This window comes from Massilia niabensis, from assembly GCF_042655085.1.
GTDB classification, from domain to species: domain Bacteria; phylum Pseudomonadota; class Gammaproteobacteria; order Burkholderiales; family Burkholderiaceae_D; genus Telluria; species Telluria niabensis.
Genome location: NZ_JBHSMU010000003.1, coordinates 329,788 through 353,079, shown reverse-complemented (window position 1 = coordinate 353,079; position 23,292 = coordinate 329,788). Strand labels below are relative to the sequence as shown.

Below are 23,292 nucleotides of genomic sequence, written 5' to 3'. Positions count from 1 at the left end.
CTACGCATGAGCTACACCGCCAGCGAACGCCTGCGCCTGAACCGCTCCACCTTCGGCAAGCTGGTGGTGGTGGCGGTCGCCATGTTCGGCTTCGGCTATGCGCTGGTGCCGGTTTACCGGCAGATGTGCGAAGTGCTCGGCATCAACGTGCTGACCCAGCAGGACGGCACGGTCGAGCGTCCGGCGAATACCCAGGTCGACACCAGCCGCACGATCACGGTAGAGCTCGACGGCAACTCGCAAGGCTCGTGGCGCTTCCGCCCGACGACGCGCAGTATCCAGGTGCATCCGGGCGAGCTGGCCACCGTCATGTATGAAGTCGTGAACACCCAGCCGCGCGCGGTGAAGGCACAGGCGATCCCGAGTTATGCGCCGCAGTCGGCGACGCCGCACTTCAAGAAAGTGGAGTGCTTCTGCTTCCGCGAGCAGACCATGAAGCCGAACGAAGCGCGCCAGATGCCGGTGGTATTCTTCATCGACCCGAAGCTGCCGAAGGAAGTGAAGACGATCACCCTGTCGTACACGTTCTTTGAAATCGGCGGCGCGGTGGCGGCCAACTGATGGACACGGATAAGCAGCCGCCGCAAACGCGCCGCAAGGCATCGTTCCTGGCGTCGATGAAAGCGGTGTTCTGGTCGTTTTTCGGGGTGCGCAAGCGCCGCGATTACGAGGATGACGCAGCGAACCTGAGTCCGTTCCACGTGATCATCGCCGCCTTCCTGGGCCTGGCAATTTTCATCGGCGTGCTGGTGCTGCTGGTCAGGGTGGCGGTCGCGCAGTAAAGCATCAACAAGTTTTTTCAGCAGCCCAATTCAAAGAAGATTGATTTAGGAGATGAAGATGAGTTTGCCAAACACCGCGCCGCATTCCGCGCCACACAGCGCGCCGCATTACTTTGTGCCGGGCCCTTCCATGTGGCCGATGGCCGGCGGCATTTCGATGCTGGTGACGATGGTCGGCGCGTCCGCCTGGGTCAACAGCGCATCCTGGGGGCCGGCGGTCTGCATCGCCGGCATCGTGGCGATGCTGACCGTGCTGTATTTCTGGTTTGGCGAGGCCATCGGCGAGTCGGAATCGGGGCAGTACAGCCGCAACATCGACCTTTCGTTCCGCTGGTCGATGAGCTGGTTCATCTTCTCGGAAGTCATGTTCTTCGCCGCCTTCTTCGGCGCGCTGTTCTATGCCCGCGCGATCTCCATGCCCTGGCTGGCCGACCTCGACCACAAGGTCCTGTGGCCCGACTTCGCCGGCCAGTGGGGCAACACCGGCCCGGCCGGCGTGGTTGAAAGCTTCAACACGATGGGCCCGTTCCCGATCCCGACCATCAACACCGCGCTGCTGCTGCTGTCGGGCGTGACGCTGACCATCTCGCACCACGCGCTGCGCGCCGGCCACCGCCGCAACACGGCAATCTGGCTGGCCGCCACCATCCTGCTCGGCGCGATCTTCATGGGCTTCCAGGTCTATGAATACATGCACGCCTACCAGGACCTGAACCTGAAGCTGACCTCGGGCATCTACGGCTCGACCTTCTTCATGCTGACCGGCTTCCACGGCTTCCACGTGACCCTGGGTGCGATCATGCTGTCGGTGATCCTGTACCGCGTGCTGCGCGGCCACTTCACGGCTGACAACCACTTCGGCTTCGAAGGCGCGGCCTGGTACTGGCACTTCGTCGACGTCGTGTGGCTGGGACTGTACGTCGTCGTGTACTGGCTGTAATTTAGCTGTCGTGCAGGTTGAAGCGGGGACAGTCCACGCCAGTGGCTGTCCCCGTGTTATTGGTGGTTAGCGGATGCCGGTCGGCTGGATCCAGCCCATCTTGTAGGACGCCAGCAGGATCAGGAAGAGGGTGATCGACAGGCCGACGCGCATTGCCAGGGCGTGCACCGTGCGGTTGCTCCGGCCCTTGTCCTTCATCAGGAAGAACAGCGCCGAGCCGAGGCTGGCGATGATCAGGATGAAGGCGATGGCAACGAGGATTTTCATGGTCGGCCCGGCGGTATCGAAAATGGGGTTTCATTGTAATGCGTTTGGCATTTCGTTTTAGGACCATTCCGTTTGTGGCAACGGTGCTGCTGGTGGCCCTGGGGATAGCCCTGGGGAACTGGCAGATGCGGCGGGCTGACGAGAAGTTGGCGATTTCCCAGCGCATGGCGGAGCGGGCGGCGGCGGCTCCCTTGGTGCTTGGCGATGGTAGTGTGCCTGGGTACGACCGCGTGGACTCAGGAGTCCACCCGACGCAAATCGAATACCGACGGGTGCGGGTAACGGGCGAATGGGTGGCGAACTGGCCGCTGTTCCTCGATAACCGACCGCAGAATGGGCGGGCCGGTTTCTACCTTGCAATGCCGTTTAAAATAGCGGGTTCGGACGCACATGTGCTGGTGCTGCGCGGCTGGTTGCCGCGCGACCCGACCGAGTACACGCGCCTGCCGGCCTTTGCCACGCCGGGCGGAACGACCACGATCGAGGGCCTCGCCACGGCCAGCGCCGGCAATGTCATGCAGCTCGGTACGCCCGGCGCGCTCAAACCCGGCGCCATCGTGCAGAACCTGACGGTCGACGAGGTGGCGCGCGCAAGCGGGCTGCGCCTGCAGTCCTTCTTCGTGCAGCAGACGGGCGGCAGCGCGCCGGGCGACCTGGTGGCGCGTGACTGGCCACTGCCTGCCAGCGGTGTCGACAAGCACCATGGCTATGCCTTCCAGTGGTATGCGCTGGCGGCGATGGCCCTTTTATTTTTCGTGATAACGGGATTCAGAAGTGGAAGAAAACAAGTTGTCTGAGCATGAAGTGAGCAGTGGGAATCCACAACGGCGGCGCATGTCGGGGCGCCTGAAGCTGCTGGCGCTGCTGCTGGTGTGCGCGGCGCCGATCATCGCTTCCTATGTCACCTATTACATCATCAAGCCGACCGGGCGCACCAACTATGGCGCCTTCATCGACCAGCGCGCGCATCCGATGCCGAAGCTGGCCAGCACCACGCTCGACGGCCGTCCCGAGTCGCTCGAGCAGTACGCCGGCAAATGGGTCATGGTAAAGGTCGGCGGCGGCGCTTGCGACGAGGCCTGCCTGAAGCAGCTGTTCGCGATGCGCCAGTGGCGCACGATGCAGGGCAAGAACATGGACCGCGTCGAGCGGGTCTGGCTGATTACCGACAAGGAACCGGTCGACACCATGCTGATCCGCCAGTACGACGACATGCACATGCTGCGCGTGCCGCCCGAGGCGCTGACCAGGTGGCTGCCGGTAGAGCAGGGCGGCAAGCTGGAAGACCACATCTTCCTGATCGACCCGCGCAGCAACCTCATGATGCGCTTCCCGAAAGACCCGGACCCGCGCCGCGTGCACAAGGACCTCGCCAAGCTGCTCAAAGCCTCGGCGATCGGATAAAGCATGGCAGCAAGCACCCTGTTCCAGTTGGCCCTGATGGGCCTGTTCGTGGCCAGCATTCCGCTGACCATGGTCTGGTTATCTGCCGACGCCAACAAGTACCGCAAGCTGGTCTGGGTGATGGCCTTCCTCACCTTCGACCTGATCGTGTTCGGCGCCTTTACCCGCCTGACGGACTCGGGCCTGGGTTGCCCGGACTGGCCGGGCTGCTATGGCGCGGCGAATCCCTTCATCGCCCACGAGCAGATCGCGGCGGCGGAAGCGGCGATGCCGACCGGGCCGGTGACGCAGGTAAAAGCCTGGATCGAGATGATCCACCGCTACCTGGCGATGGGCATCGGCGTGCTGATCATGGCGCTGATGTTCCAGGCTATCCGCCAGTGGCGCAAGACGCACCAGAAAGCCTTCGCCCCGGCCATGCCGATCGCGCTGTTCGTGTTCGTCTGCATCCAGGGCGCCTTCGGCGCCTGGACCGTCACGCTCAAGCTGCAGCCGGTCATCGTCACCATCCACCTGTTGCTGGGCATGCTGCTGCTGGCCATGCTGGTGTGGCTGGGCGAGCACGAGAACCGCTTGTTGACGCCCCTGGCGCCGAGCCGTGCACCGGCCAGCCTGCGTGGGCTGCGCACGCTGGCGTTGCTGGCCGCCGTCGTGCTGGTGGTGCAGATCGCCCTCGGCGGGTGGGTAAGCACCAACTACGCCACCCTGGCCTGCGACGAATTCCCCCTGTGCGACGGCCAGCTGGTGCCGCAAATGGACTTCGAGCACGGTTTTACCTTGTGGCGCGAACTCGGCATGACGGCGGCCGGCGACTACCTGCAGTTTCCGGCCCTGGTGGCGATTCATTGGGTGCACCGCAACTTCGCGATTCTGGTGACGCTGGTGCTGGGCTGGGCGGCCTGGCGTGCATGGCAGGAGCCGGCGCTGCGGCGCACTGGGCGCCTGCTGGCGCTGGCCCTGCTGGCGCAACTCTTCACGGGCGTGGCGACAGTGTTCTTCGACTTCCCGCTCGCCATTGCTGTATTGCATAACGCCGGGGCCGCTGTCCTTGTCGTGCTGGTGACCATGTTAAACTACAAGGTCAAGACCTTACTCGAAGTGTCGCAGCGCCGTCCCGCGAATGCGGACGCCCTTGCGAACTCGTATCGATGACCACCCAGACCGCCCTCCAACCGCTAAGCCGCATTGCCCAGTACTGGACGCTGACCAAGCCACGGGTCACCCAGCTTGCCGTGTTTTGCGCCGTCATCGGCATGTTCCTCGCTACCGACGGCTTCCCCGGCTGGCGCGTGCTGATCGCCGGCACTGCCGGCATCTGGCTGCTGGCCGGCGCCGCCTTTGCGGTGAACTGCCTGATCGAGGCCGAGATCGACGCACGCATGGCGCGCACCGCGCGCCGCGCCACCTCCACCGGCGAACTGACGCGCAACCAGACGCTGGTCTTCTCCGGCATCATCGGCGGCCTCGGCATGCTGGTCCTGTACACGCTCGTCAATCCGCTGACGATGTGGCTGACCTTCGTCACCTTTGTGGGCTATGCGGTCGTCTACACCATCTACCTGAAACCGGCCACGCCGCAGAACATCGTCATCGGCGGCCTGTCGGGCGCCATGCCGCCGGCGTTGGGCTGGGCGGCGGTCGCCAACGAGGTGCCGATGGAAGCCTGGCTGCTGGTGCTGATCATTTTCGTCTGGACGCCGCCGCACTTCTGGGCGCTGGCGATGTACCGGCGCGACGATTACGCGCGCTCTGGCCTGCCGATGCTGCCGATCACCCACGGCATGGCCTATACCGGCCACCAGGTGTGGCTGTACTCGCTGGCGCTGTTCGCGACCACCTTGCTGCCCTTCGCGGTGCGCATGAGCGGCCTGATCTACCTGGTGTCGGCAGTCGTGCTCAATGTGCTGTTCCTGCGCCATGCCTGGCGCGTGCACAAGCACTACACCGACCAGACGGCGCGCAAGGCCTTCGCTTTTTCGATCGTCTACCTGTCGCTGCTGTTCGCGGCGCTCCTCGTCGACCATTATTTTCGGTTTTAATTCGCCGGTTCTGACATGAAAAAATTGATTTCCGCCTTGGCGACCGCCGGGATGCTCTCGCTGGCCCTGCTGGCCGCCGGTTGCGACAAGCTGTCCTCGAAACCGCCTGCCTTCCAGAACACCGACCTGACCGGGCTCGATTACGCCAAGGGCTTTTCGCTGACCGACCATACCGGCAAGCCGCGCACCCTGGCCGATTTCAAGGGCAAGCTCGTCGTGCTCTTCTTCGGCTACACCCAGTGCCCGGACGTGTGCCCGACCACGATGGCCGAGATGGCCGCCGTCATGAAGGAACTCGGACCGTCCGCCGACGAGGTACAGGTCCTGTTCGTCACCCTCGACCCCGAGCGCGACACCCAGCAACTGCTGGCCGAATACGTGCCGGCCTTCGACAAGCGCTTCCTCGGCCTGCGCGGCACGCCCGAGCAGACGGCGCAGACGGCCAAGGAATTCAAGGTGTTCGTGGCGAAGGTGAAGGGCACGGAACCGGGCAGCTACACGGTCGACCACACGGCCGGCAGCTATGTGTTTGACCGCGAGGGCAGGGTGCGCCTGTTCCTGCGCCACGGCCAGGGCCCGGCACCGATCGTCCACGACCTGCGCCAGCTGTTATGATGGTGTAAATACATCACGCACGTCCAAGGAATGGAACAGCGCCCCGGCCGCAATTACACCCGCATCGCCACGGTCGTCCTGCTCACGCTGGGCTGCCTCTTCGTTTTAAAACCCTTCCTGCCGGCGATCCTGTTCGCCGCTGCCGTCGTCATCTCTTCCTGGCCGATGTACCTGCGGGTCCTGTTCTGGATGAAGGGCCGCCGCTCGCTGGCGGCCCTGACGATGACGCTCAGTCTCACCCTGCTGGTCATCATTCCGCTGGCCAGCGTCGCTTACAACCTGGCCGACGATGTCGCCACCACCTTCGGCCACATGCGCGATGCGATCGAGCACGGCGAGCTGCTGCCGCCCGAGTGGGTGCGCCAGGTGCCCTTCGTCGGCGAAACGCTCGACACCTACCTGCGCCAGCTCGTGGCCAGCCGCGACCAGATGCTGGAACTGGCGCAGCGCATGGTGGAGCCGGCGCGCAAGTACCTGATGGCGGGCGGCCTGATGTTAGGGGGCGGCGTCGTGCAGATGAGCCTGGCGGCCTTTGTCAGCTTCTTCCTGTACCGCGACGGCCACTCGCTGATTACCGTCACCTCGGCGATGATGACCAAGGCGATGGGAGAGAGCGCGCAGGCGGTATCGGACATCGTCGGCCAGACCACACGCAGCGTCATGTACGGCTTGCTGGGCACGGCGCTGGCGCAGGCGCTGGTAGCGGCGATCGGCTTTTCGATTGCCGGCGTGCCGGCGGTGCCGCTGCTGTCGGTGCTGGTGTTCCTGACCTCGCTCATTCCGGTCGGCCCGCCGATGATCTGGGGCGGGGCGGCGATCTGGCTGTTCTCGCAGGGCAGCACCGGCTGGGGCATCTTCATGATCGTCTGGGGCGTGTTCCTGATCAGCGGCGTCGACAACGTGGTGCGGCCGATGCTGATCAGCCGCGGCACGAGCCTGCCCTTCCTGCTTACCCTGCTGGGGGTGCTAGGCGGGGTGATCGCGTTCGGCTTCGTCGGGATGTTCATCGGGCCGGTGCTTCTGGCCGTGGGGTATTCGCTGATCAGCGAATGGACCGGGACGCGCGATCCGATCGTGAAGCCGCAGGGCGAGCAGGAAGCCTAGCTTATTGGGGCAGCTTCCAGGACCGCAGGCTCGACACCACCGTCAGCAATTCCGCCGGCTCGACAGGTTTGGCCACGTGCATCTGGAACCCGGAAGTCAAGGCGCGCATCCGGTCCTGTACCCTGGCATACGCGGTCAGCGCCACGGCGGGGACGCTGGCTTGTCCCGTCGTCCGCTCGCGCCTGCGCAACTCCGCAATGAACTCATACCCATCCATTCCCGGCATGCCGATATCGCTCACGACCAGGTCGGGCCGAAGGGCGTCGTAGAGCGCCAGCGCTTCCTGCGCACTTGAAGCAGTTTCGACATTGGCATGGGCGCTGAGGAGAACTGATGCCAGCATGTTGCGGGCATCGTCATCGTCTTCCACCAATAAGATGGTGACGCCGGCCAGACCGAATGCAGTGGTATCGGCCGGCAGTGCGAACTGGCCGGGCGGCTCCGGGCTGGCGGGCGCATGGCTTTCTGCAGTGATGGCCGCAAGGGGCAGGCTCACGGTGAATACCGAGCCGCTGCCTGCGCCTGCGCTGGAGGCCTGCACGTGTCCGCCGTGTAGCTCGACGAGCTTCCTGACGATCGCCAGGCCCAGGCCCAGGCCGCCATGCTTGCGTGTCGCACTCGGATCGACTTGCGTAAAGGTATCGAAAATGCGGGACAGGTGGTCGGGCGGAATACCGGCGCCATTGTCGCTGACGAGGATCTGGACGTTCGAGTCCACCTTCTTCAGCGTGAGTTCGACATGCCCCCCTTTCGGGGTGAATTTGATCGCATTCGACAGCAGGTTCCAGACAATCTGCTGCAGCCGCTCCGGGTCCCCCGAAATGGGACTGGCCGAGGGATCGATAATCTGGCGCAGGTCGATGTCCTTTGCAACCGCAGCCGGCCGCAATGCCTCGATCGCCGCATCGACCGAGATGTGCGGCGAGAACAGCTGCACGTTCAGGCGAAGCTGGCCATTCACGATACGGGAAATATCGAGCAGGTCCTCGACGATCTGCGCCTGCATCCGTGCATTGCGTTCGATCGTGGTGATGGCCCGCTCCCGCATCGGCCCGTCGAGCTTGCCGGACGTGAGCATCTGCGCCCACCCGAGAATGGATGTCAGGGGCGTGCGCAATTCATGCGAGACGGTGGCCAGGAAATGGTCTTTCGCCTCGTTGGCGCGCGCCGCCTCTTCATACAGCTTCTGCTTTTCCAGCGCATCCTGTTCGGCGCGGCGGCGGGCAAACAGGGCCTCCTGGTACAGCGACGCCTTGTTCAGGCCGATGGCAGCCTGGGCTGCCAGGGTTTCCACCAGGCGAACATGGCTTTCCGTGAAGCGATCGGGTTCCGCATGACCGAAAAACAGGCCGCCGACAATCTCGCCATTGCCGAGACTGACCGGCACAGCCAGGTAAGAGCGCACTGGCAGATGTCCCTCGGGCATCCCGTAGTGAGGCGCCATCTTTCCATAACGCGGGTCGAGGCGAATGTCGCCGCTCAGGATGGCCTTGTCACCCCGGAAGGTCGGCCCGAACAAGTGGGTAGCGCGAGGCAGCGGGAATTTGTCGAAGTGCTCCTTCGCCACGCCGGCAATTGTGTAGAGGGTATAGCTTTCCCCCTCTTCGTTGCGGACGTTGTAGAAGAAGGCGCCGAACTGCGCGCCCGTCAACTCCGTTGCCTTTTCGGTCACCGCTTGCACGATCTTTTCGTGGCTCAGTTCCTGCAGGATCAGCGAGCCGATGGCGTGCAACGCGTCCCGTTCCCGTTCCTGCTGCAGGTGTGGGCGCGCATCCTGCACCTCGATGACCGTACCGACCACTTTTCCGTCGCGGCGCACGGGACTGGCCGTGAAGCTGACGGGATAGAACGAGCCGTCCCGGTGCACGAAGATTTCCTCTCCATGCTCCTGCATGTTTTTCGGCGCTGCCCGATCGATAGGACACTCCTCGAGCAGGTAGGGGGTCCCATCCGGATGGGTATGGTGCACGAAATCGTGCAGGGGAGCGCCCTGGACCTCGTCGAGACGGTATCCCGTCAGTGCCTCCGCCGCAGGATTCATGTATACGCAACACTGCCGTTCGTCCATGACGAACAGGGCAACGGTCGCGTTGTCGCAGACGTCCTGGAGATGCGAAAGGAGCGGGGGGCGGATCGAGGAAGGCACGGTCAAGCTTTCATGAATGGTCGCAGATTATACCCTTGGATATACGGGCATCCTGTTTCCGTTGGATAAGGGTAAAAGCAATGCCAGGCAGGAGGATTTGTATGCACGAGCACGCGTGCACTCTGCAATAATGGCTGTCTTTTCTCGCCAGTATCTTTTGTTTGGAATCCATGAAAGTCAGGTCGCATATCGCACTGCTGGTGACGGCCATCCTCGTGCCGACAGTGCTGTTCTCCGCCGTCGTGCTCAACATGCTGTTAACGGCCGAGCGCGAGGCGGCGCTGCGCAGCATGCAGGAACTCGCCCGTGCATCGGTCAATGTCATGGACCGCGAGGCGACGTTCGCCATGGCGACGGCACAAACCCTGGCCACTTCCCGCAACCTGTACGAAGGCAAGTTCGAAGCATTCTATGCCCAGGCCAAAGCGTCCAACCAGAACCGCGCCATCCATGCGGCGCTGCTGGACGAGAACGGACAGCAGGTATTCAACACGGTGCGCCCTTACGGTACGCGCATCGCGGCGCCGAATGCGCTTGCGAAGGAGCGCGTTCGGAAGGTCATCGCTGGGGGCGTGCCGGTGTACAGCGACCTCATCAAAGGAAGCGCGACCGGGAAGTATGTGGTCAGCGTGGAATTTCCGGTGACCCTGCGCGACGGGCGGCGCGTTGTCGTAAACGAGTGGATGTATACGGAACAGCTCACCAGGATTCTCCCGACAAGAAACATTCCAGCTTCCTGGCTGATCTCGGCCTTCGACAAGCAGGGCATCACGATCGCGCGCAACATCAGCCCGGAAAAATTCGTCGGCCTGCCACCCAGGCAAGAACGGCTGAAAACCATCCTGGCCGGCTTCGAAGGCCTGTCGCGCGCCTATACCCGAGATGGCATCGAGATGTATGGCGCGTGGGAGCGCTCGGACATCACGGGATGGACGGTCGGCGTCGGCGTTCCGGTCAGCGAAATCGAAAGAACGGCCGTGCATACCGTGTTGCTGACCGCGGCCGGGTTCATCATCGCCATCGTGCTCGCCGTCGGCGGCGCCGTGCTGTTTAGCCGGCGGCTGGTGGGCGCGATCGACCACGCATCGGCGGCCGCCAGATCGCTGCCGGATTACCGGGTGCCGCCTGTCGTCGACCTGCGTGTCGACGAGATGAACGTGTTGCAACTGGCGCTGCACCGGGCGGGCAACATGCTGGTGGCGGGAGAAGCTGTCAGGCAGCAGAGCCTGGAAGAAGCCAGGAGCGCACGCGTCCATGCCGAGCGTGCACAGAAAATCGCGGAAGAACAGAATCGGGCCAAGGACGAGTTTCTCGCCATGCTTGGCCATGAACTGCGCAACCCGCTGGCCGCCATCGCCTCCGGCGTCACCATGCTGAACATGCCAGGCATCGACGGTGAGCGGACGGCCAAGGTCAAGGCCATCATCGGGCGCCAGACCCAGCATCTGACGCACTTGGTGGACGAACTGCTCGATGCACATCGCATCCTCAACGGCAAGATCACCCTGGGCCGAACACCCCTCGACCTGGCATCGGCGGTCGAGGCCTGCCTGGCTTCGTTCGAGGCGCGCGGCGCGATGAAGACGCACCAGGTAGCGGCGGAACTGGCGCCGGCGATGGTTGAAGCGGACCCGACCCGGCTGGAGCAGATGATCGCCAACCTGATCGACAATGCGCTGAAATACACGCCGGCCGGCGGCAAGGTGACGGTGACCGTACGCATCGAGGACGAGGCAGCGCTACTGGAAATCGCGGACACCGGCATTGGCCTGACGCCCGAGCTGCTCGAGCGCGCATTCGATGTCTTCGTCCAGGGGCAGGTGGTCAACCGGACCAAGGGCGGGCTTGGCATCGGCCTGGCGGTGGTCAATGCCCTGGCTGAACAGCACGGGGCGACACTCGGGGCCGCAAGTGGCGGCCTGAACCAGGGAAGCACCTTCACGCTGCGCTTTCCGCTGGCCGGCGCTGCGCCGCAGGCGGCAGACCCGGGCGCCGCGCCCCTCCGGGAAGGCAGCGCGCGCATCCTGGTCGTCGAGGACAACCGCGATGTGCGCGAGATGATGTTCCTGATGCTGTCGGAGCATGGCTTCGCCGTCCAGGTGGCCGAGGACGGCCAAAGCGGCATAGCGGCCGCGTTCGCCATCAGGCCCGACATCGCCCTGGTCGACATCGACCTGCCGGACATCTCCGGATACGAGGTCGCGGCCAGTCTGCGCAAGTCAGCCGATACGGCAGGGATCAAGCTGGTTGCGGTAACGGGTTATGGCCAGGCGATGGATCGGGACAAGGCGTTTGGTGCGGGATTCGACCGGCACCTTGCTAAACCGGTACCGATCGAGCAACTGGTGGCCACGATTGACGAGCTGTTGGAACGCACCGCGCCTTCCGCATAGAGGAACGCGCGCTGGGACGGACGAACGCATCGGCCTGGTGAATTTGCCGGCTGCCCTCAGCCGTTCTCCAGCAAGGAGCGCAGCTTGTCGAAATCGATGGGCTTGGTCAGGTGATGGTCAAAGCCGGCATCCATGGCCAGTTGCTTGTCCGCTTCCTGGCCCCAGCCGGTGGCGGCGATGAGGAGCATGCCGGCTCCGCCGGGCAGGGCGCGCGCCCGGCGCGCGAGTTCATAGCCGTTCATGTCGGGCAGTCCAATGTCGAACAGCGCTACTTCCGGAGCGAATTCGGCAAGGGCCTCCAGTGCCGCCCCGCCGGTGTGCACCGCGCGCGCTGCACAACCATACAATTCCATGAACATGACCAGGGTGTCGGCGGCGTCGACATTGTCGTCGACAATCAGGATGCGCTTCGGGTGCAAGGGCGCAGTGGCCCCGGGCACGGCCGCTGTCGCGGCCTGGCTGCGCGCAGGGATGATTGCCAGCGGCAGGCGTACCGTGAAGGTGCTGCCGCGGCCCTCGCCGTCGCTGTGGGCGCCGATGCTGCCGCCGTGCAGAGCGAGGATGCCGCGTACCAGGGCCAGGCCGATGCCAAGACCGCCCTTGGAGCGGTCGAGTGCCGGCTTAAGCTGGGAAAACATGCCGAAGACGCTGTCGAGCGCCTCGGGCGGAATGCCGATGCCGTTGTCGCGTACCTCGATCAGCGCCTGTCCGTCCTCGTGCCAGCAGCGCAGCGCGATGGCGCCGCCGTCGGGCGTGTACTTGGCCGCGTTCGTCAGCAGGTTGACGACCACCTGGGTCAGGCGCGTGATGTCGGCGTTCACCACCAGATCCGGATCGGGAAGGGTGACGCTCAGCGCGTGCCCGGCTGCCGTCATCTGGGGTTGTGCGTCGTGGGCCGCGCTCTGCAGGATTCCGGCCAGCGCGACCGGCGCGCGGCGCAGCTCCATCCGGTTCTGGGTGATCCGCGAAATATCCATCAGGTCGTCGACCAGGTGCGTCAGGTGATGCAGCTGGCGGTCGAACACCGCCAGCAAGCGCGCCGGTGGAGGGGCGTCGGTGCGGCCGAGCTTGAGCACCTCGAGCGCGCTGCGCATGGGCGCCAGCGGGTTGCGCAGTTCATGCGACAGCGTCGCCAGGAACTCGTCCTTGCGGCGGTCGGCATCGGACAGCTCGGCGTTCAGCGCGCGCAGTTGCTGTTCGGCCTCGAGCTGGGCCGCAAGGGCGCGCTCGGCGCTCTTGCGTGCCGTCAGCAGTTCGCGTTCATACGAGCGGCGGTCCTTGACGACGAACAGCGCCCATTCGTCGAGCAAGGTGTCGCCATGGCGGCGCCGCGCGATGTTGGCCAGCATCGGCACGCGCTGCTGCTGGCGGTCGAACAACTCGACCTGCAGCTCCGCCAGCGAGCCCTGCATCTGCAGGATCGGCTCGCAATGGGTCTGGTGGAACAGCCGCGCCCCGACCGGCAGCCGCTCCTGGATTCGTACTCGGTCCACCAGCTCGTCTGACTCGAAGCCGAGCCAGGCACACAGCGTCGCGTTGGCGCGCAGGATCAGCCCGCTTGTGTTGGTGATGAGCAGGCCGCAGCCGGCCTGCTCGTACAGCACCTCGACCGCAGGCAGCGCCACGCTAGTTGTCATCGCAGGTTCGCGGCCAGGAAATCGTTGATCGCCTGCGAACTCGCGCTCGGTGCGCTCATGTGCGGGCAGTGGCCAATGTTTTCGATCACGTGCAGGGTGCTGCTCGGCAGGTGGCGGTAGAGATAATCGCCGACGGTGCGCGGGGCGATCAGGTCGTCGCTACACTGCAGGATCAATGCAGGGGGCGTCGATTTAGGCACGTCCGCGCGATGGTCCGATAGGAAGGTCACCTTGGCGAAGTGGCGGGCAATCTCGGGGTCGTTGCGGCAGAAGCTGGTGGTGAGTTCGACCGCCAGCTGCGGCTGGTCCTGCGCCCCCATGATTACCGGCGCCAGGTTGCTCGACCAGCCAAGGTAATTCGAGTCCATCGTGTCGAGCAGCTCGTCGATGTCGCTGCGGCCAAAGCCGCCGATGTAGTCGCCATCATTGATGTAGCAGGGCGACGGGCCGATCATGATCTGGGCGGCGAAGCGCTGCGGCGCCTGGATCGTGGCCAGCATGCCGATCATCGCGCTTACCGAATGGCCGACGAAGATCACTGGCCCCTCGGCGCAGGCGTCGACGATCTCGAGCAGGTCGGCGGCGTGGCCGTGCAGCGTGCCGTACTTGTTGCGGTCATAAGCGGACAGGTCGGAACCGCCGCTGCCCACGAGATCGTACCTGACGATGCGGAACCGCTCCTCGAAGGCAGGCGTCATCAGGCGCCACATAGCTTGGTCGCAGCCGAAACCGTGCGCGAAGACCATCGTGGCGTTGCCGCGCCCGGAAATGGACACGTTGTGGCGGGTATGTACACTCATGCTGTTTTCCAAAGTTAACGAGACGGCAATGTCATGAATCGGGCATTATAGCCGCCGCGCGCGGTCGCACGGTTGAGCACATGGGGGTATGTGTACCTCGCGGACTGAACATTCAGCCCCGCTCATCGTCGTCGCCGCCACGCGCCAGTTGCGGTATCACCTTCACCAGCAGGATACGCGGTCCGTTCGTCTTCTTCACCACCACGTCGAATTTCGGGAACTCGATGCGCTGGCCCTGCTTCGGGATGTCGCCGAGCTTGGCCATCAGCAGGCCGCCGACCGATTCGACGTCGTCCAGGCCCATTTCCTCGTTGTCGATGTCGATCCCGAGCAGGCGTTCGAGCGAATAGATCGGCAGGCTGGCCTTGCCGATATAGGTGCCATCGGCCTGCGGCAGCCAGTCGTTCTCGTTCATGCGGAATTCGTCGCGGATCTCGCCGACCATCGCGCCCAGCAGGTTGTCGAGCGTGATGAAGCCGACCGGGCGCTTGCCCTTTTCGCCGATCAGCGCGAAGTGCGGCGCCCCGGTGCGGAAGCGCCGGAAGATATCCTGCGCCGGCGTCCTCGCCGAGATCGTTTCGACGGGGCGCAGGTATTGCGTCAGGTCGGTGATTTCCTTGCCGGCCTGCTGGGCGAAGAACAGGTCTTTCAGGTGGATCACACCCAGCACTTCCTCGCCTTCGGCGTCGAAATAGGGGTAGCGCGAGAAGCGGTTGCGGCGCACCGTGTCGAGGTTTTCCTCGATCGACATGTCCTCGTGCAGTGCGATCACTTCGTTAATCGGGCGCATCAGGTCGGACACGGCCATTTCCGAAAATTCGAGCGACTGCGCCAGGATGTGGCGCTCGTCGTGGGTGAATTTGTCCTTGCCGGCGCCGGTATTGGTACTGGTATTCGTGCGCAGGATGAGTTTCAGTTCGTCGGTCGAGTAATGGGTCTCGTGGCTGCCGGAACCGGCCAGGCCTGCCAGGCGAAGCACCGCGTTGGCGCTTTTATTCAGCACCCAGATAGCTGGATACATGGCCCAGTAGAAACCATACAGCGGCAGAGCGCACCATAGCGCGACCACCTCGGGAATGCGGATCGCCAGCGATTTCGGCGCCAGTTCGCCCACCACGATGTGCAGAAAGGAAATCACGCTGAACGCAACGAAGAAGGAGACGCCGTGGATGATCTGCGGCGAGGTCACGCCCAGCATGGCGAAGACGGGCTCGAGCAGGCTGGCAAAGGCCGGTTCGCCGACCCAGCCCAGGCCGAGGGAGGCAAGGGTAATGCCGAGCTGGCAGGCCGAGAGGTATTCGTCGAGCTGGCCGTGGACCTTGGAGAGGATGCGTCCGCGCAGGCCGGTGGTCTTGGCGATGGCCCGCACGCGGGTCTTGCGCAGCGTGACGATACTAAATTCCGCTGCGACAAAGAAGCCGTTCAGCGCAACGAGGAAGAGCGCCAGAACGACAAATAAAATATTTTCCATATAAACGGTGAGTTGATAAAAGGTACAGCCGATATGCATTGTACAACTCAACCGCTGCCGAGCTCTCCTTGGTGGACCGAGGCCAGGATGGCCGCAACCGCCGGATGCTGGATCTTGCGCTCGTTCGAGATTGCGTAGAACTGTTCGCGCACCTGCGGAACGCGGCCCACCAGCACCGCCTGCAGTTGCTCGGCCAGGTCGACGGCCAGCGCCGCCGGCGCGAAAAACAGGCCGAGGCCGCGCCGGCCGAAGGTATTTAATAAGGCGTTGTCCTCGAACTCGCCGACGATGTCCGGATGCACGCCCTGCAGCTCGAACCATTCGTCGATCTTCGTGCGCAAGGCATTATTCCTCGTTGGCAGCAGGAAAGGCGCGCCGTTCAGTTTTTTCGGGAACTGTTCCGCGTAGGCAGCGGCCAGGCCTGCCGTGCCGACCACGGTCATTTCGCTCTCGAACAGCATGTGGCTGAACACGCGCAGGGTGCTGCCGGTGGAGAGGGCGCGGTCGGTCAGCACCACGTCGAGCTTGTGCAGGGCGAGGTCGGCCAGCAGGGCGTCGTGCTGGTCCTCGTAGCACACCAGGCGCACCGGCAAGGCGAGCCGGGTGGTGGTTTCGAGCAGGCGGAACGCGGTAAGCTTGGGCAGGGAGTCGGCGATGCCGACGGTAAGGCGGGTGCGCAGGTTGCCGGCGCCGTCGAGCGCTTCCTGCATCTGTTCACCGAGGAGAAAAATCTGGTCGGCATACTTGTGCGCCACTTCGCCGGCCTCGGACAGCACCAGGCGCCGCCCCTGCTGGGTGAACAATACCTTGCCGACCGACTGTTCAAGCAGGGTGATCTGGCTGCTGACGGTCTGCACCGCAAGGCCCAGCCGTTCGGCTGCGCGCGTAATGCTACCCTCCTTGGCGACCACCCAGAAGTAATATAGATGCCGGAAATTAGTGCTGGCGTTTTTCATGTCTTCCGTTTTTCCGAAGTAACTCTCCGATTATCTTCGCTTTTTCAATGGTTGGGTATGCTTTACACTGCGTCCTATCAATTTCACAATGAGGGGAAGTCAATATGAAACATTTTAGAGGGTCATTCCTCGTCGCAATCGTCTGTCTTGGACTCGCGGCCTGGTGGGGTTACGAGCATAACGGCCTGTCCGGCGCGCTGACGGCACTTGGCGTCGCCGCCATCCTGTCGATCATGGAAGTTTCGCTGTCGTTCGACAACGCTGTGGTGAATGCCTCGGTACTGAAGGGCTGGAACGAATTCTGGCTGAAGCTGTTCCTGGGCCTGGGCATGATCATCGCCGTGTTCGGCATGCGCCTGGTGTTCCCGCTGGTCATTGTCGCCGTGGCTGCCGACCTGGGCGTCACCGAAGTCTGGGACCTGGCCATCAACGACCCGAAATCGTTCTCCGGACACCTGACGGCGCACCATGCCGAAGTGGCGGCCTTTGGCGGCATGTTCCTGCTGCTGGTCTTCCTGAACTTCCTGCTGGACGATGAGAAGGAAACTCACTGGCTGGGCAACTTCGAGAAGAAGCTCGGCGCACTGGGCCGTGTCTCGTCGATCTCGGTGATGGTGTCGCTGGCAGCCCTGCTGTTCGCTTCGACCTTCGTTGAGCCTGTACAAAGGATGATCGTTCTGGTTGCCGGTATCTGGGGCATCCTGGTCTACGTCGGCGTCGACATGATCAGCAGCCTGCTCGAGAAGAGCGAATCGGATGAAAACAGCGACGTGGGCGACATGGTCAAGAAGGGCGGTATCGGCGGCTTCCTGTACCTTGAAGTGCTCGATGCTTCGTTCAGCTTCGACGGCGTGATCGGCGCCTTCGCGATCACCAGCGACGTCGTGATCATCATGCTGGGCCTGGCCATTGGCGCGATGTTCGTGCGTTCGATGACGGTCTACCTGGTCAAGAAGGGCACGCTCGACGAGTTCGTGTACCTGGAGCACGGCGCGCACTACGCGATCGGTATCCTGGCCGTGATCATGCTGGTCAGTATGAAGATGCACGTGCCTGAGCTGGTGACCGGTTTGACGGGTGTGGCGTTCATCGTTGCCTCGCTGTGGTCGTCGATCCAGTACAAGAAGAAGCATGCTGCGCTGGAAGGGCATGGCGCGAAAGAGTTGGCGTAAATAACGTAGGGTGGACGGCTCCGCCGTCTGCCCTACGGCTTGATAAAGAATTTCGCGGATCGCTACAGTCATCCGCAAACGAACCGCACGGCGAGCGGCAGAACACCAGCTCGCTGCGCGTGGTTAGTGAGCCGGGCTAGATACCCGGCGAACAAACGGTTTACCGGTGTTCAACAATAAGTTATCCACTTAGGAGATACACATCATGGCAATCAGTCTGCAAAAAGGCGGCAACGTCAACCTGTCGAAAGAAGCCCCTGGCCTCACCAACCTGAAGGTCGGCCTCGGCTGGGATACCCGCGCCACCGATGGCGCCGCCTTCGACCTCGACGGCGCAGTGTTCATGCTCACCTCGTCGGGCAAGGTCCGTTCGGACGCCGACTTCATCTTCTACAACAACCTGAAGTCGGCCGACGGCTCGGTCGTGCACTCGGGCGACAACAAGACCGGCGAAGGCGCAGGCGACGACGAAGTCGTCTCGGTCGACCTGACCAAGGTGCCTGCCGACGTCGACAAGATCGTGCTGGCCGTGACCATCCACGACGCCGAAACCCGCCGCCAGAACTTCGGCATGGTCGGCAAGGCCTTCATCCGCTGCATCAACGCCAGTGGCGACGCGGAAATCGCCCGCTACGACCTGTCGGAAGACGGCTCGACCGAAGCGGCAATGATCTTCGGCGAGGTGTATCGTAACGGCGCCGACTGGAAATTCCGCGCCATCGGCCAGGGCTTCCAGGGCGGCCTGGGGCCACTCGCCAAGAACTACGGCGTCAACGTTTAAAAAGAAGGTCTCCGGTCTCCTGACCGGGGACCGTGTCCAAACCCTTAGGAAGCCATTTCAAGATGCCAACTTTTACCGTGACCGGGGATGTCGATCCCTTCCTGCATGTGTCGATGAGGCAGGGCGAAACCATCTATTGCGAGTCCGACGCGATGGTCATGATGGAATCGACCCTCGACCTGAAAGGCAAGATGCGCGGCGGCCTCGGCAGCGCGCTGATGCGCACCTTCGCCAACGGCGAGTCGTTCTTCCAGCAGCACATCGAAGCGGCGCGCGGCAACGGCGACTGCCTGCTGTCGCCGACGCTGCCGGGTGCGATGCAGATCGTTGACGTCGGCCCGAACAACTACATCATCAGCGACGGCGCTTTTGTGGCCGCTTCGTCCGGCGTCGAGCTGAAGGTGCGTACCCAGAACATCGGCAATGCGCTCTTCGCCAACAGCGGCGGCTTCTTCGTCACCGAAACCGGTGGCCAGGGGCAGGTGGTGGTGTCGGGCTTCGGTTCGATGTCGATGCTGGAAGTCGAACCGGGCAAGGATGCGATCATCGACAACGCGCACGTCGTGTGCTGGGACAGCACGCTGCGCTACGAGATCTCGATCACGACCGGCACCAGCGGTGGCTTCCTGGGTAACCTGATCAACAGCCAAACCAGCGGCGAGGGCATGGTCCTGCGCTTTTCCGGCAAGGGCAAGGTCTACGTGTGTTCGCGTAACCGCAATGCCTTCAAAGCCTGGATGCAAACGCCCGCCAAGTAATTCCGCTCATTAAGGAGTAACGCAATGACAGTCAGTCTGCAAAAAGGCCAGAAAATCTCGCTCTCGAAAGAGGGCGGCGGTGCACTGACCCGTGTAACGATGGGCCTCGGTTGGGACGCCATCAAATCCAAGGGCTTCCTCGGCTTCGGCGGCAAGACCGAAAGCGTCGACCTCGACGCCTCGGTCGTGATGTTCGACGAGTCGAACCGCCCGGTGGACACGGTCTGGTTCCGCCAGTTGAAGAGCAAGGACGGCAGCGTGGTCCACACGGGCGACAACCGTACCGGCGCCGGCGATGGCGACGACGAGCAGATCAACGTTGACCTCTCGGCCGTGCCGGGCAACGTCAAGTCGCTGGTGTTCACGGTGAACAGCTTCACCGGTCAGAACTTTTCGCAAGTCCAAAACGCCTACTGCCGCCTGCTCGACGCATCCGGCAACAAGGAAGTGGCGCGCTACGACCTGTCGGTGCAGGGCGCCCACACCGCCCAGGTGATGGCCAAGCTGTACCGCCACAACGGCGAGTGGAAGATGCACGCCATCGGCGAAAACGCCAGCGGCCGCACCTTCGACGACCTGATGCCGTCGATTACGCCGCACCTGTAATCGTTAAGTCAGCGTGAGATGAACCGGGGACATGTCCCCGGTTTTTTTCGTTTACATCCAAAGCCCTGGCGGCGCCACGACCTTCACACGGTCTCACTATTGGCCGAAAAATCTTTCTTGCAGATAAGTCACTACCGTAATAGTATTGGGAACTATTCTCATTCTCATTCACATTTACAAATTATTTGCCAATCATGCGTTCTTCAACATTCTTCCGTCCGACTCCCATCGCCCTTGCCGTGGCAGGTATGCTCCTGAGCTGTGCAGCATTCGCAAACGAAGACCAGCAGCCTGCCCCGGTGGCGGTCGTCGAAGTGCTCGGCGCCGCCGACCGCGGGTATGCTGAAAAAGCGTCGGTCAGTGTCATGAAGACCGATACACTGCTGCGCGATACGCCCCAGTCGGTGACGGTCATTACGCGCCAGTTGATGAACGACCAGGCCATGCAGAGCATCGCCGACGCGATCCGCTACGTGCCGGGGATTGTCACAGCCCAGGGTGAAGGTAATCGCGACGCAGCCGTTTTCCGTGGCAATAGCTCGACCGGCGATTTCTTTATCGACGGTATGCGCGACGATGTGCAGTACTACCGCGACTTCTACAACATCGACAGCCTCGAGGCAATCAAGGGCGCCAATGCCATGATCTTTGGTCGCGGCGGCTCGGGTGGTGTGATCAACCGCGTCAGCAAGCAGGCGCGCTGGGCGCCCGTGGCGGATGTCAACCTCTCCGTCGGTTCGTATGGCCACAAGCGCGCCGCCGTCGATGTCGGCGGGGCAGTGAGCACGGATGTAGCCGTGCGCGTCAATGCCATGGCCGAGCGGTCGGACAGCTACCGCAACGGCGTCACGCTCGAACGCAAGGGCATCAATCCGACCATGAGCCTGCGCGCCGGCGGGAATACCCGCATCAGCCTCGGCTACGAGCATTTCCGCGACGACCGTATCGCCGACCGTGGCGTGCCTTCGTTCAATGGCCGTCCATTCGACACCGACGCATCGACCTTCTTCGGCAATGCCGAGCTGAGCCCGACCGCCGTGCGCGTGGATGCCTTCTCGGCCTACGTCGAACACGATGCCGGCAATGGCTTCATGCTGCGCAACCGCACACGCGTCGCCAAGTATGACAAGTACTACCAGAACGTGTATGCCAACAGCGCTGTCAACGCAGCCACCGGCCGTCTCGCCGTGGGCGCCTATCTGGATACGACCGAACGCAACAACCTGTTCAATCAGACCGACCTGAGTTACGCGCTGGCGACCGGCAGCATCACCCACAAGATCGCCGCCGGTGTCGAGCTCGGCCGCCAGGAAACCGATAACGCGCGCCGCGGCGGTGTGTTCGCGGCCCCCGCGAGTGTTCTCGCCAGTAACCCGATCTATACCGGCGGCGTCAGCTTCCCGACGGCGACCACCAGCAACTACAGCGAGGCCAAGGTCGCGTCCGTCTATCTGCAGGACCAGATCATCTTCTCGCCCCAATGGCAGGCAGTGGCGGGCTTGCGCTACGACCGCTTCAGCGTCGACTTCAACAATCGCCTTGCCACCAGCAATGGCCAGTTCGAGGTGACCGATACGCCGGTCTCGCCACGTTTCGGCCTGATCTACAAACCGGTGGAAGCGATGTCGCTGTATGCCAGCTACAGCCGCGCCTACCTGCCGCGCGCCGGTGACCAGCTCACTTCGCTTACCGCAAGCAACCGTGCTTTCGATCCTGAGAAATTCGACAATGTCGAACTCGGCGTGAAGTGGGATGTGACCCCGCTGCTGGCCGCCAGCGCCGCCGTCTATCAGCTCGACCGCAGCAACGTCGTCGTGCCTGGCGCGGTGGCCGGTACCAGCATCCTGGTCGATGGCCAGCGCAGCAAGGGCGTCGAACTCGATCTGACGGGACGCGTGACGCAAGCACTCAGCGTCATGGGCGGCTACGCTTACCAGGACGCGGTGCTGACCGCCGACCAGTCGGCCACGGTGCGTTCCGGCGCCCGCTTGGCGATGGTGCCGAAGCACACGTTCTCGCTGTGGAGCCGCTACGACTTCAGCGTACCGCTGGCCGCGTCCCTGGGCGTGGTGTATCGCGACAGCCTGTACACCTCGACTTCGAACACGGTGATGCTGCCCTCGTTCACCCGCGTCGATGGCGCCGTCTTCTACCGTTTCAGCAAGCAGTACCGCGTGCAGCTGAACGTGGAAAACCTGTTCGACAAGAAGTACTGGGCCTCGGCCCACAACGACAACAACATCACGCCCGGTGCGCCGCGCAGCGTGAAACTGTCGCTGTTCGCCAGCTTCTAACCTGCCTGGGCACTTGCCGCCGGCCTCGCGAGGGGCCGGCAGCGGTCAGGCGGGGAAGGCGACCACGTGGTCGACGTCGAGGCGGATGCCGATCCGTTCGCCCGGCGCGTGGTCGTGGTGGCTCGGGACCAGCGACAGCACTTCCTGTCCGCTGCCGAGCTTTAGCGTATAGAGAAATTCGGCGCCGCGAAACGCCTTTGCCACTACCTCGGCGGTCACGGGGCTGGCGTCGTCATGGACGACGTCGTCCGGGCGCAGCAGGACGGTGACGGCCTCCCCAGGCTGCCACGCGCACGCGCTGCCTGCCGCGGCGTTGCGCAGCGCGCCCAGCTCGATGCCGATCGCGCCGCCCGCCAGTACCTGGCCGGGTACGAAAACGCCCTGGCCGATGAAGTCCGCCACGAAGCGGTTGGCCGGCCGGTGATACAGGTTGTACGGGGTGTCCCACTGCTGGATCCGCCCCCCGTGCATCACCCCCACCTGGTCGGCCATCGCAAACGCTTCGTGCTGGTCGTGCGTGACCAGGACTGCCGTGGTGCCCTCGGCGCGCAGGATGGCCCCGACTTCGGCCGCCAGGCGTTCGCGCAGATCCACATCGAGGCTGGAAAATGGTTCGTCGAGCAGCAGCAGGCGCGGCCGCGGTCCCAGGGCGCGCGCCAGCGCGACACGCTGCTGCTGGCCGCCAGAGAGCTCGTGCGGATACCTGCCGGCCTGGCTCGGCAGTCCGACCAGTTCCAGCAAGGCGTGCACACGGGCCTTGCGCTCGGCCGAGGGCAGGGCCTGCAAGCCGAAGGCGACGTTGGCCGCCACGCTCAGGTGCGGAAACAGCGAATAATTTTGGAACACCATGCCGATGCGGCGCCGCTCGGGCGGCACATGGCCGGAGGGCGCGCTGACCACTTCTTCGCCGACCCGGATGGTACCTGCATCGGGGCGCTCGAATCCGGCAATACAGCGAAGCACGGTGGTCTTGCCGCAGCCGGACGGTCCGAGCAGGCAGCCGATCGTGCCGGGCGCCAGATCGAGCGACAGGCCGTCGACGACAGGATGACCGCCGTAAGCATGAGAAAGCTGCTGCAGTTCAAGAAGCGCCATGGTGGTTCGGGGGAGTAAAGGACCCATTATAA

The 23,292-nt window shown here is 63.4% G+C and carries 22 protein-coding genes; 15 read left to right on the top strand and 7 right to left on the bottom strand.

What is annotated here, in order from left to right:
• Positions 1 to 6 precede the first annotated feature (6 nt).
• Genes ACFPN5_RS01710 through ACFPN5_RS01700 form a run of 3 tightly spaced genes read left to right on the top strand, consistent with a single transcriptional unit; the run spans position 7 to position 1,722 of the window.
• Positions 7 to 561, top strand: a complete 555-nt coding sequence (locus ACFPN5_RS01710) for a cytochrome c oxidase assembly protein (RefSeq protein WP_379779448.1) — start codon at positions 7 to 9, stop codon at positions 559 to 561.
• The gene (locus tag ACFPN5_RS01705) at positions 561 to 782 is read left to right on the top strand and encodes a DUF2970 domain-containing protein (protein ID WP_379779446.1); all 222 of its coding nucleotides are present in this window, start codon (positions 561 to 563) and stop codon (positions 780 to 782) included. The genes ACFPN5_RS01710 and ACFPN5_RS01705 overlap by 1 nt, the downstream gene beginning before the upstream one ends.
• Positions 783 to 840: 58 nt before the next feature.
• Positions 841 to 1,722 carry a cytochrome c oxidase subunit 3 gene (locus tag ACFPN5_RS01700; protein WP_379779444.1) on the top strand — a complete coding sequence of 294 codons (882 nt, stop codon included), beginning with the start codon at positions 841 to 843 and terminating at the stop codon, positions 1,720 to 1,722.
• Between the two features lie 66 nt (positions 1,723 to 1,788).
• Here the strand turns inward: ACFPN5_RS01700 and ACFPN5_RS01695 are convergent, their stop codons facing one another.
• The gene (locus ACFPN5_RS01695) at positions 1,789 to 1,989 is read right to left on the bottom strand and encodes a twin transmembrane helix small protein (RefSeq protein WP_379779442.1); all 201 of its coding nucleotides are present in this window, start codon (positions 1,987 to 1,989) and stop codon (positions 1,789 to 1,791) included.
• 38 nt (positions 1,990 to 2,027) lie between these two features.
• Here ACFPN5_RS01695 and ACFPN5_RS01690 point away from each other — a divergent pair, with 38 nt between their 5' ends.
• The 6 genes from ACFPN5_RS01690 to ACFPN5_RS01665 are packed head-to-tail and all read left to right on the top strand — an operon-like array spanning position 2,028 to position 7,151.
• Positions 2,028 to 2,786 (top strand): SURF1 family protein, encoded by a 759-nt coding sequence (locus tag ACFPN5_RS01690; protein WP_379779440.1) that lies wholly within the window; start codon positions 2,028 to 2,030, stop codon positions 2,784 to 2,786.
• A 37-nt stretch (positions 2,787 to 2,823) separates the two neighbouring features.
• Positions 2,824 to 3,393 (top strand): SCO family protein, encoded by a 570-nt coding sequence (locus ACFPN5_RS01685; RefSeq protein ID WP_379779438.1) that lies wholly within the window; start codon positions 2,824 to 2,826, stop codon positions 3,391 to 3,393.
• A gap of 3 nt (positions 3,394 to 3,396) precedes the next feature.
• The gene (locus tag ACFPN5_RS01680) at positions 3,397 to 4,545 is read left to right on the top strand and encodes a COX15/CtaA family protein (protein WP_379779436.1); all 1,149 of its coding nucleotides are present in this window, start codon (positions 3,397 to 3,399) and stop codon (positions 4,543 to 4,545) included.
• Positions 4,542 to 5,432, top strand: coding sequence for a heme o synthase (cyoE, locus tag ACFPN5_RS01675; RefSeq protein ID WP_379779434.1), 891 nt, complete (start codon positions 4,542 to 4,544; stop codon positions 5,430 to 5,432). The genes ACFPN5_RS01680 and cyoE overlap by 4 nt, the downstream gene beginning before the upstream one ends.
• Before the next feature lie 15 nt (positions 5,433 to 5,447).
• Positions 5,448 to 6,047, top strand: a complete 600-nt coding sequence (locus ACFPN5_RS01670; RefSeq protein WP_379779432.1) for an SCO family protein — start codon at positions 5,448 to 5,450, stop codon at positions 6,045 to 6,047.
• A 30-nt stretch (positions 6,048 to 6,077) separates the two neighbouring features.
• Positions 6,078 to 7,151: an AI-2E family transporter gene (locus tag ACFPN5_RS01665; RefSeq protein ID WP_379779430.1), complete on the top strand. Its 1,074-nt coding sequence runs from the start codon at positions 6,078 to 6,080 to the stop codon at positions 7,149 to 7,151.
• A 1-nt stretch (position 7,152) separates the two neighbouring features.
• On the opposite strand, the gene ACFPN5_RS01660 is transcribed toward ACFPN5_RS01665, so the two are convergent.
• Positions 7,153 to 9,297 (bottom strand): ATP-binding protein, encoded by a 2,145-nt coding sequence (locus tag ACFPN5_RS01660; protein WP_379779803.1) that lies wholly within the window; start codon positions 9,295 to 9,297, stop codon positions 7,153 to 7,155.
• Between the two features lie 170 nt (positions 9,298 to 9,467).
• Here ACFPN5_RS01660 and ACFPN5_RS01655 point away from each other — a divergent pair, with 170 nt between their 5' ends.
• A complete protein-coding gene (locus tag ACFPN5_RS01655; protein WP_379779428.1) occupies positions 9,468 to 11,690 on the top strand; it encodes a hybrid sensor histidine kinase/response regulator in 2,223 nt (740 codons plus the stop codon).
• Between the two features lie 56 nt (positions 11,691 to 11,746).
• Here ACFPN5_RS01655 and ACFPN5_RS01650 read toward each other — a convergent pair whose 3' ends face one another.
• From ACFPN5_RS01650 to nhaR, 4 genes are all read right to left on the bottom strand, one after another.
• Positions 11,747 to 13,327, bottom strand: coding sequence for a hybrid sensor histidine kinase/response regulator (locus ACFPN5_RS01650; protein ID WP_379779426.1), 1,581 nt, complete (start codon positions 13,325 to 13,327; stop codon positions 11,747 to 11,749).
• Positions 13,324 to 14,127: an alpha/beta fold hydrolase gene (locus tag ACFPN5_RS01645; RefSeq protein WP_379779424.1), complete on the bottom strand. Its 804-nt coding sequence runs from the start codon at positions 14,125 to 14,127 to the stop codon at positions 13,324 to 13,326. The genes ACFPN5_RS01650 and ACFPN5_RS01645 overlap by 4 nt, the downstream gene beginning before the upstream one ends.
• Before the next feature lie 112 nt (positions 14,128 to 14,239).
• Complete coding sequence (locus ACFPN5_RS01640; RefSeq protein WP_379779422.1) at positions 14,240 to 15,598, bottom strand: hemolysin family protein; 1,359 nt, start codon at positions 15,596 to 15,598, stop codon at positions 14,240 to 14,242.
• 47 nt (positions 15,599 to 15,645) lie between these two features.
• Positions 15,646 to 16,554 carry a transcriptional activator NhaR gene (nhaR, locus tag ACFPN5_RS01635; protein WP_379779420.1) on the bottom strand — a complete coding sequence of 303 codons (909 nt, stop codon included), beginning with the start codon at positions 16,552 to 16,554 and terminating at the stop codon, positions 15,646 to 15,648.
• A 104-nt stretch (positions 16,555 to 16,658) separates the two neighbouring features.
• On the opposite strand from nhaR, the gene ACFPN5_RS01630 reads away from it, so the two are divergent.
• From ACFPN5_RS01630 to ACFPN5_RS01610, 5 genes are all read left to right on the top strand, one after another.
• A complete protein-coding gene (locus ACFPN5_RS01630; protein WP_379779418.1) occupies positions 16,659 to 17,726 on the top strand; it encodes a DUF475 domain-containing protein in 1,068 nt (355 codons plus the stop codon).
• A 205-nt stretch (positions 17,727 to 17,931) separates the two neighbouring features.
• Positions 17,932 to 18,507: a TerD family protein gene (locus ACFPN5_RS01625; protein WP_379779416.1), complete on the top strand. Its 576-nt coding sequence runs from the start codon at positions 17,932 to 17,934 to the stop codon at positions 18,505 to 18,507.
• Positions 18,508 to 18,569: 62 nt separating this feature from the next.
• Positions 18,570 to 19,265: a TIGR00266 family protein gene (locus ACFPN5_RS01620; protein WP_379779414.1), complete on the top strand. Its 696-nt coding sequence runs from the start codon at positions 18,570 to 18,572 to the stop codon at positions 19,263 to 19,265.
• A 24-nt stretch (positions 19,266 to 19,289) separates the two neighbouring features.
• Positions 19,290 to 19,871, top strand: a complete 582-nt coding sequence (locus tag ACFPN5_RS01615) for a TerD family protein (RefSeq protein WP_379779412.1) — start codon at positions 19,290 to 19,292, stop codon at positions 19,869 to 19,871.
• Positions 19,872 to 20,119: 248 nt separating this feature from the next.
• Positions 20,120 to 22,165, top strand: coding sequence for a TonB-dependent receptor (locus ACFPN5_RS01610; RefSeq protein ID WP_379779410.1), 2,046 nt, complete (start codon positions 20,120 to 20,122; stop codon positions 22,163 to 22,165).
• A 45-nt stretch (positions 22,166 to 22,210) separates the two neighbouring features.
• On the opposite strand, the gene ACFPN5_RS01605 is transcribed toward ACFPN5_RS01610, so the two are convergent.
• Positions 22,211 to 23,260: an ABC transporter ATP-binding protein gene (locus ACFPN5_RS01605; protein ID WP_379779408.1), complete on the bottom strand. Its 1,050-nt coding sequence runs from the start codon at positions 23,258 to 23,260 to the stop codon at positions 22,211 to 22,213.
• Positions 23,261 to 23,292 lie beyond the last annotated feature (32 nt).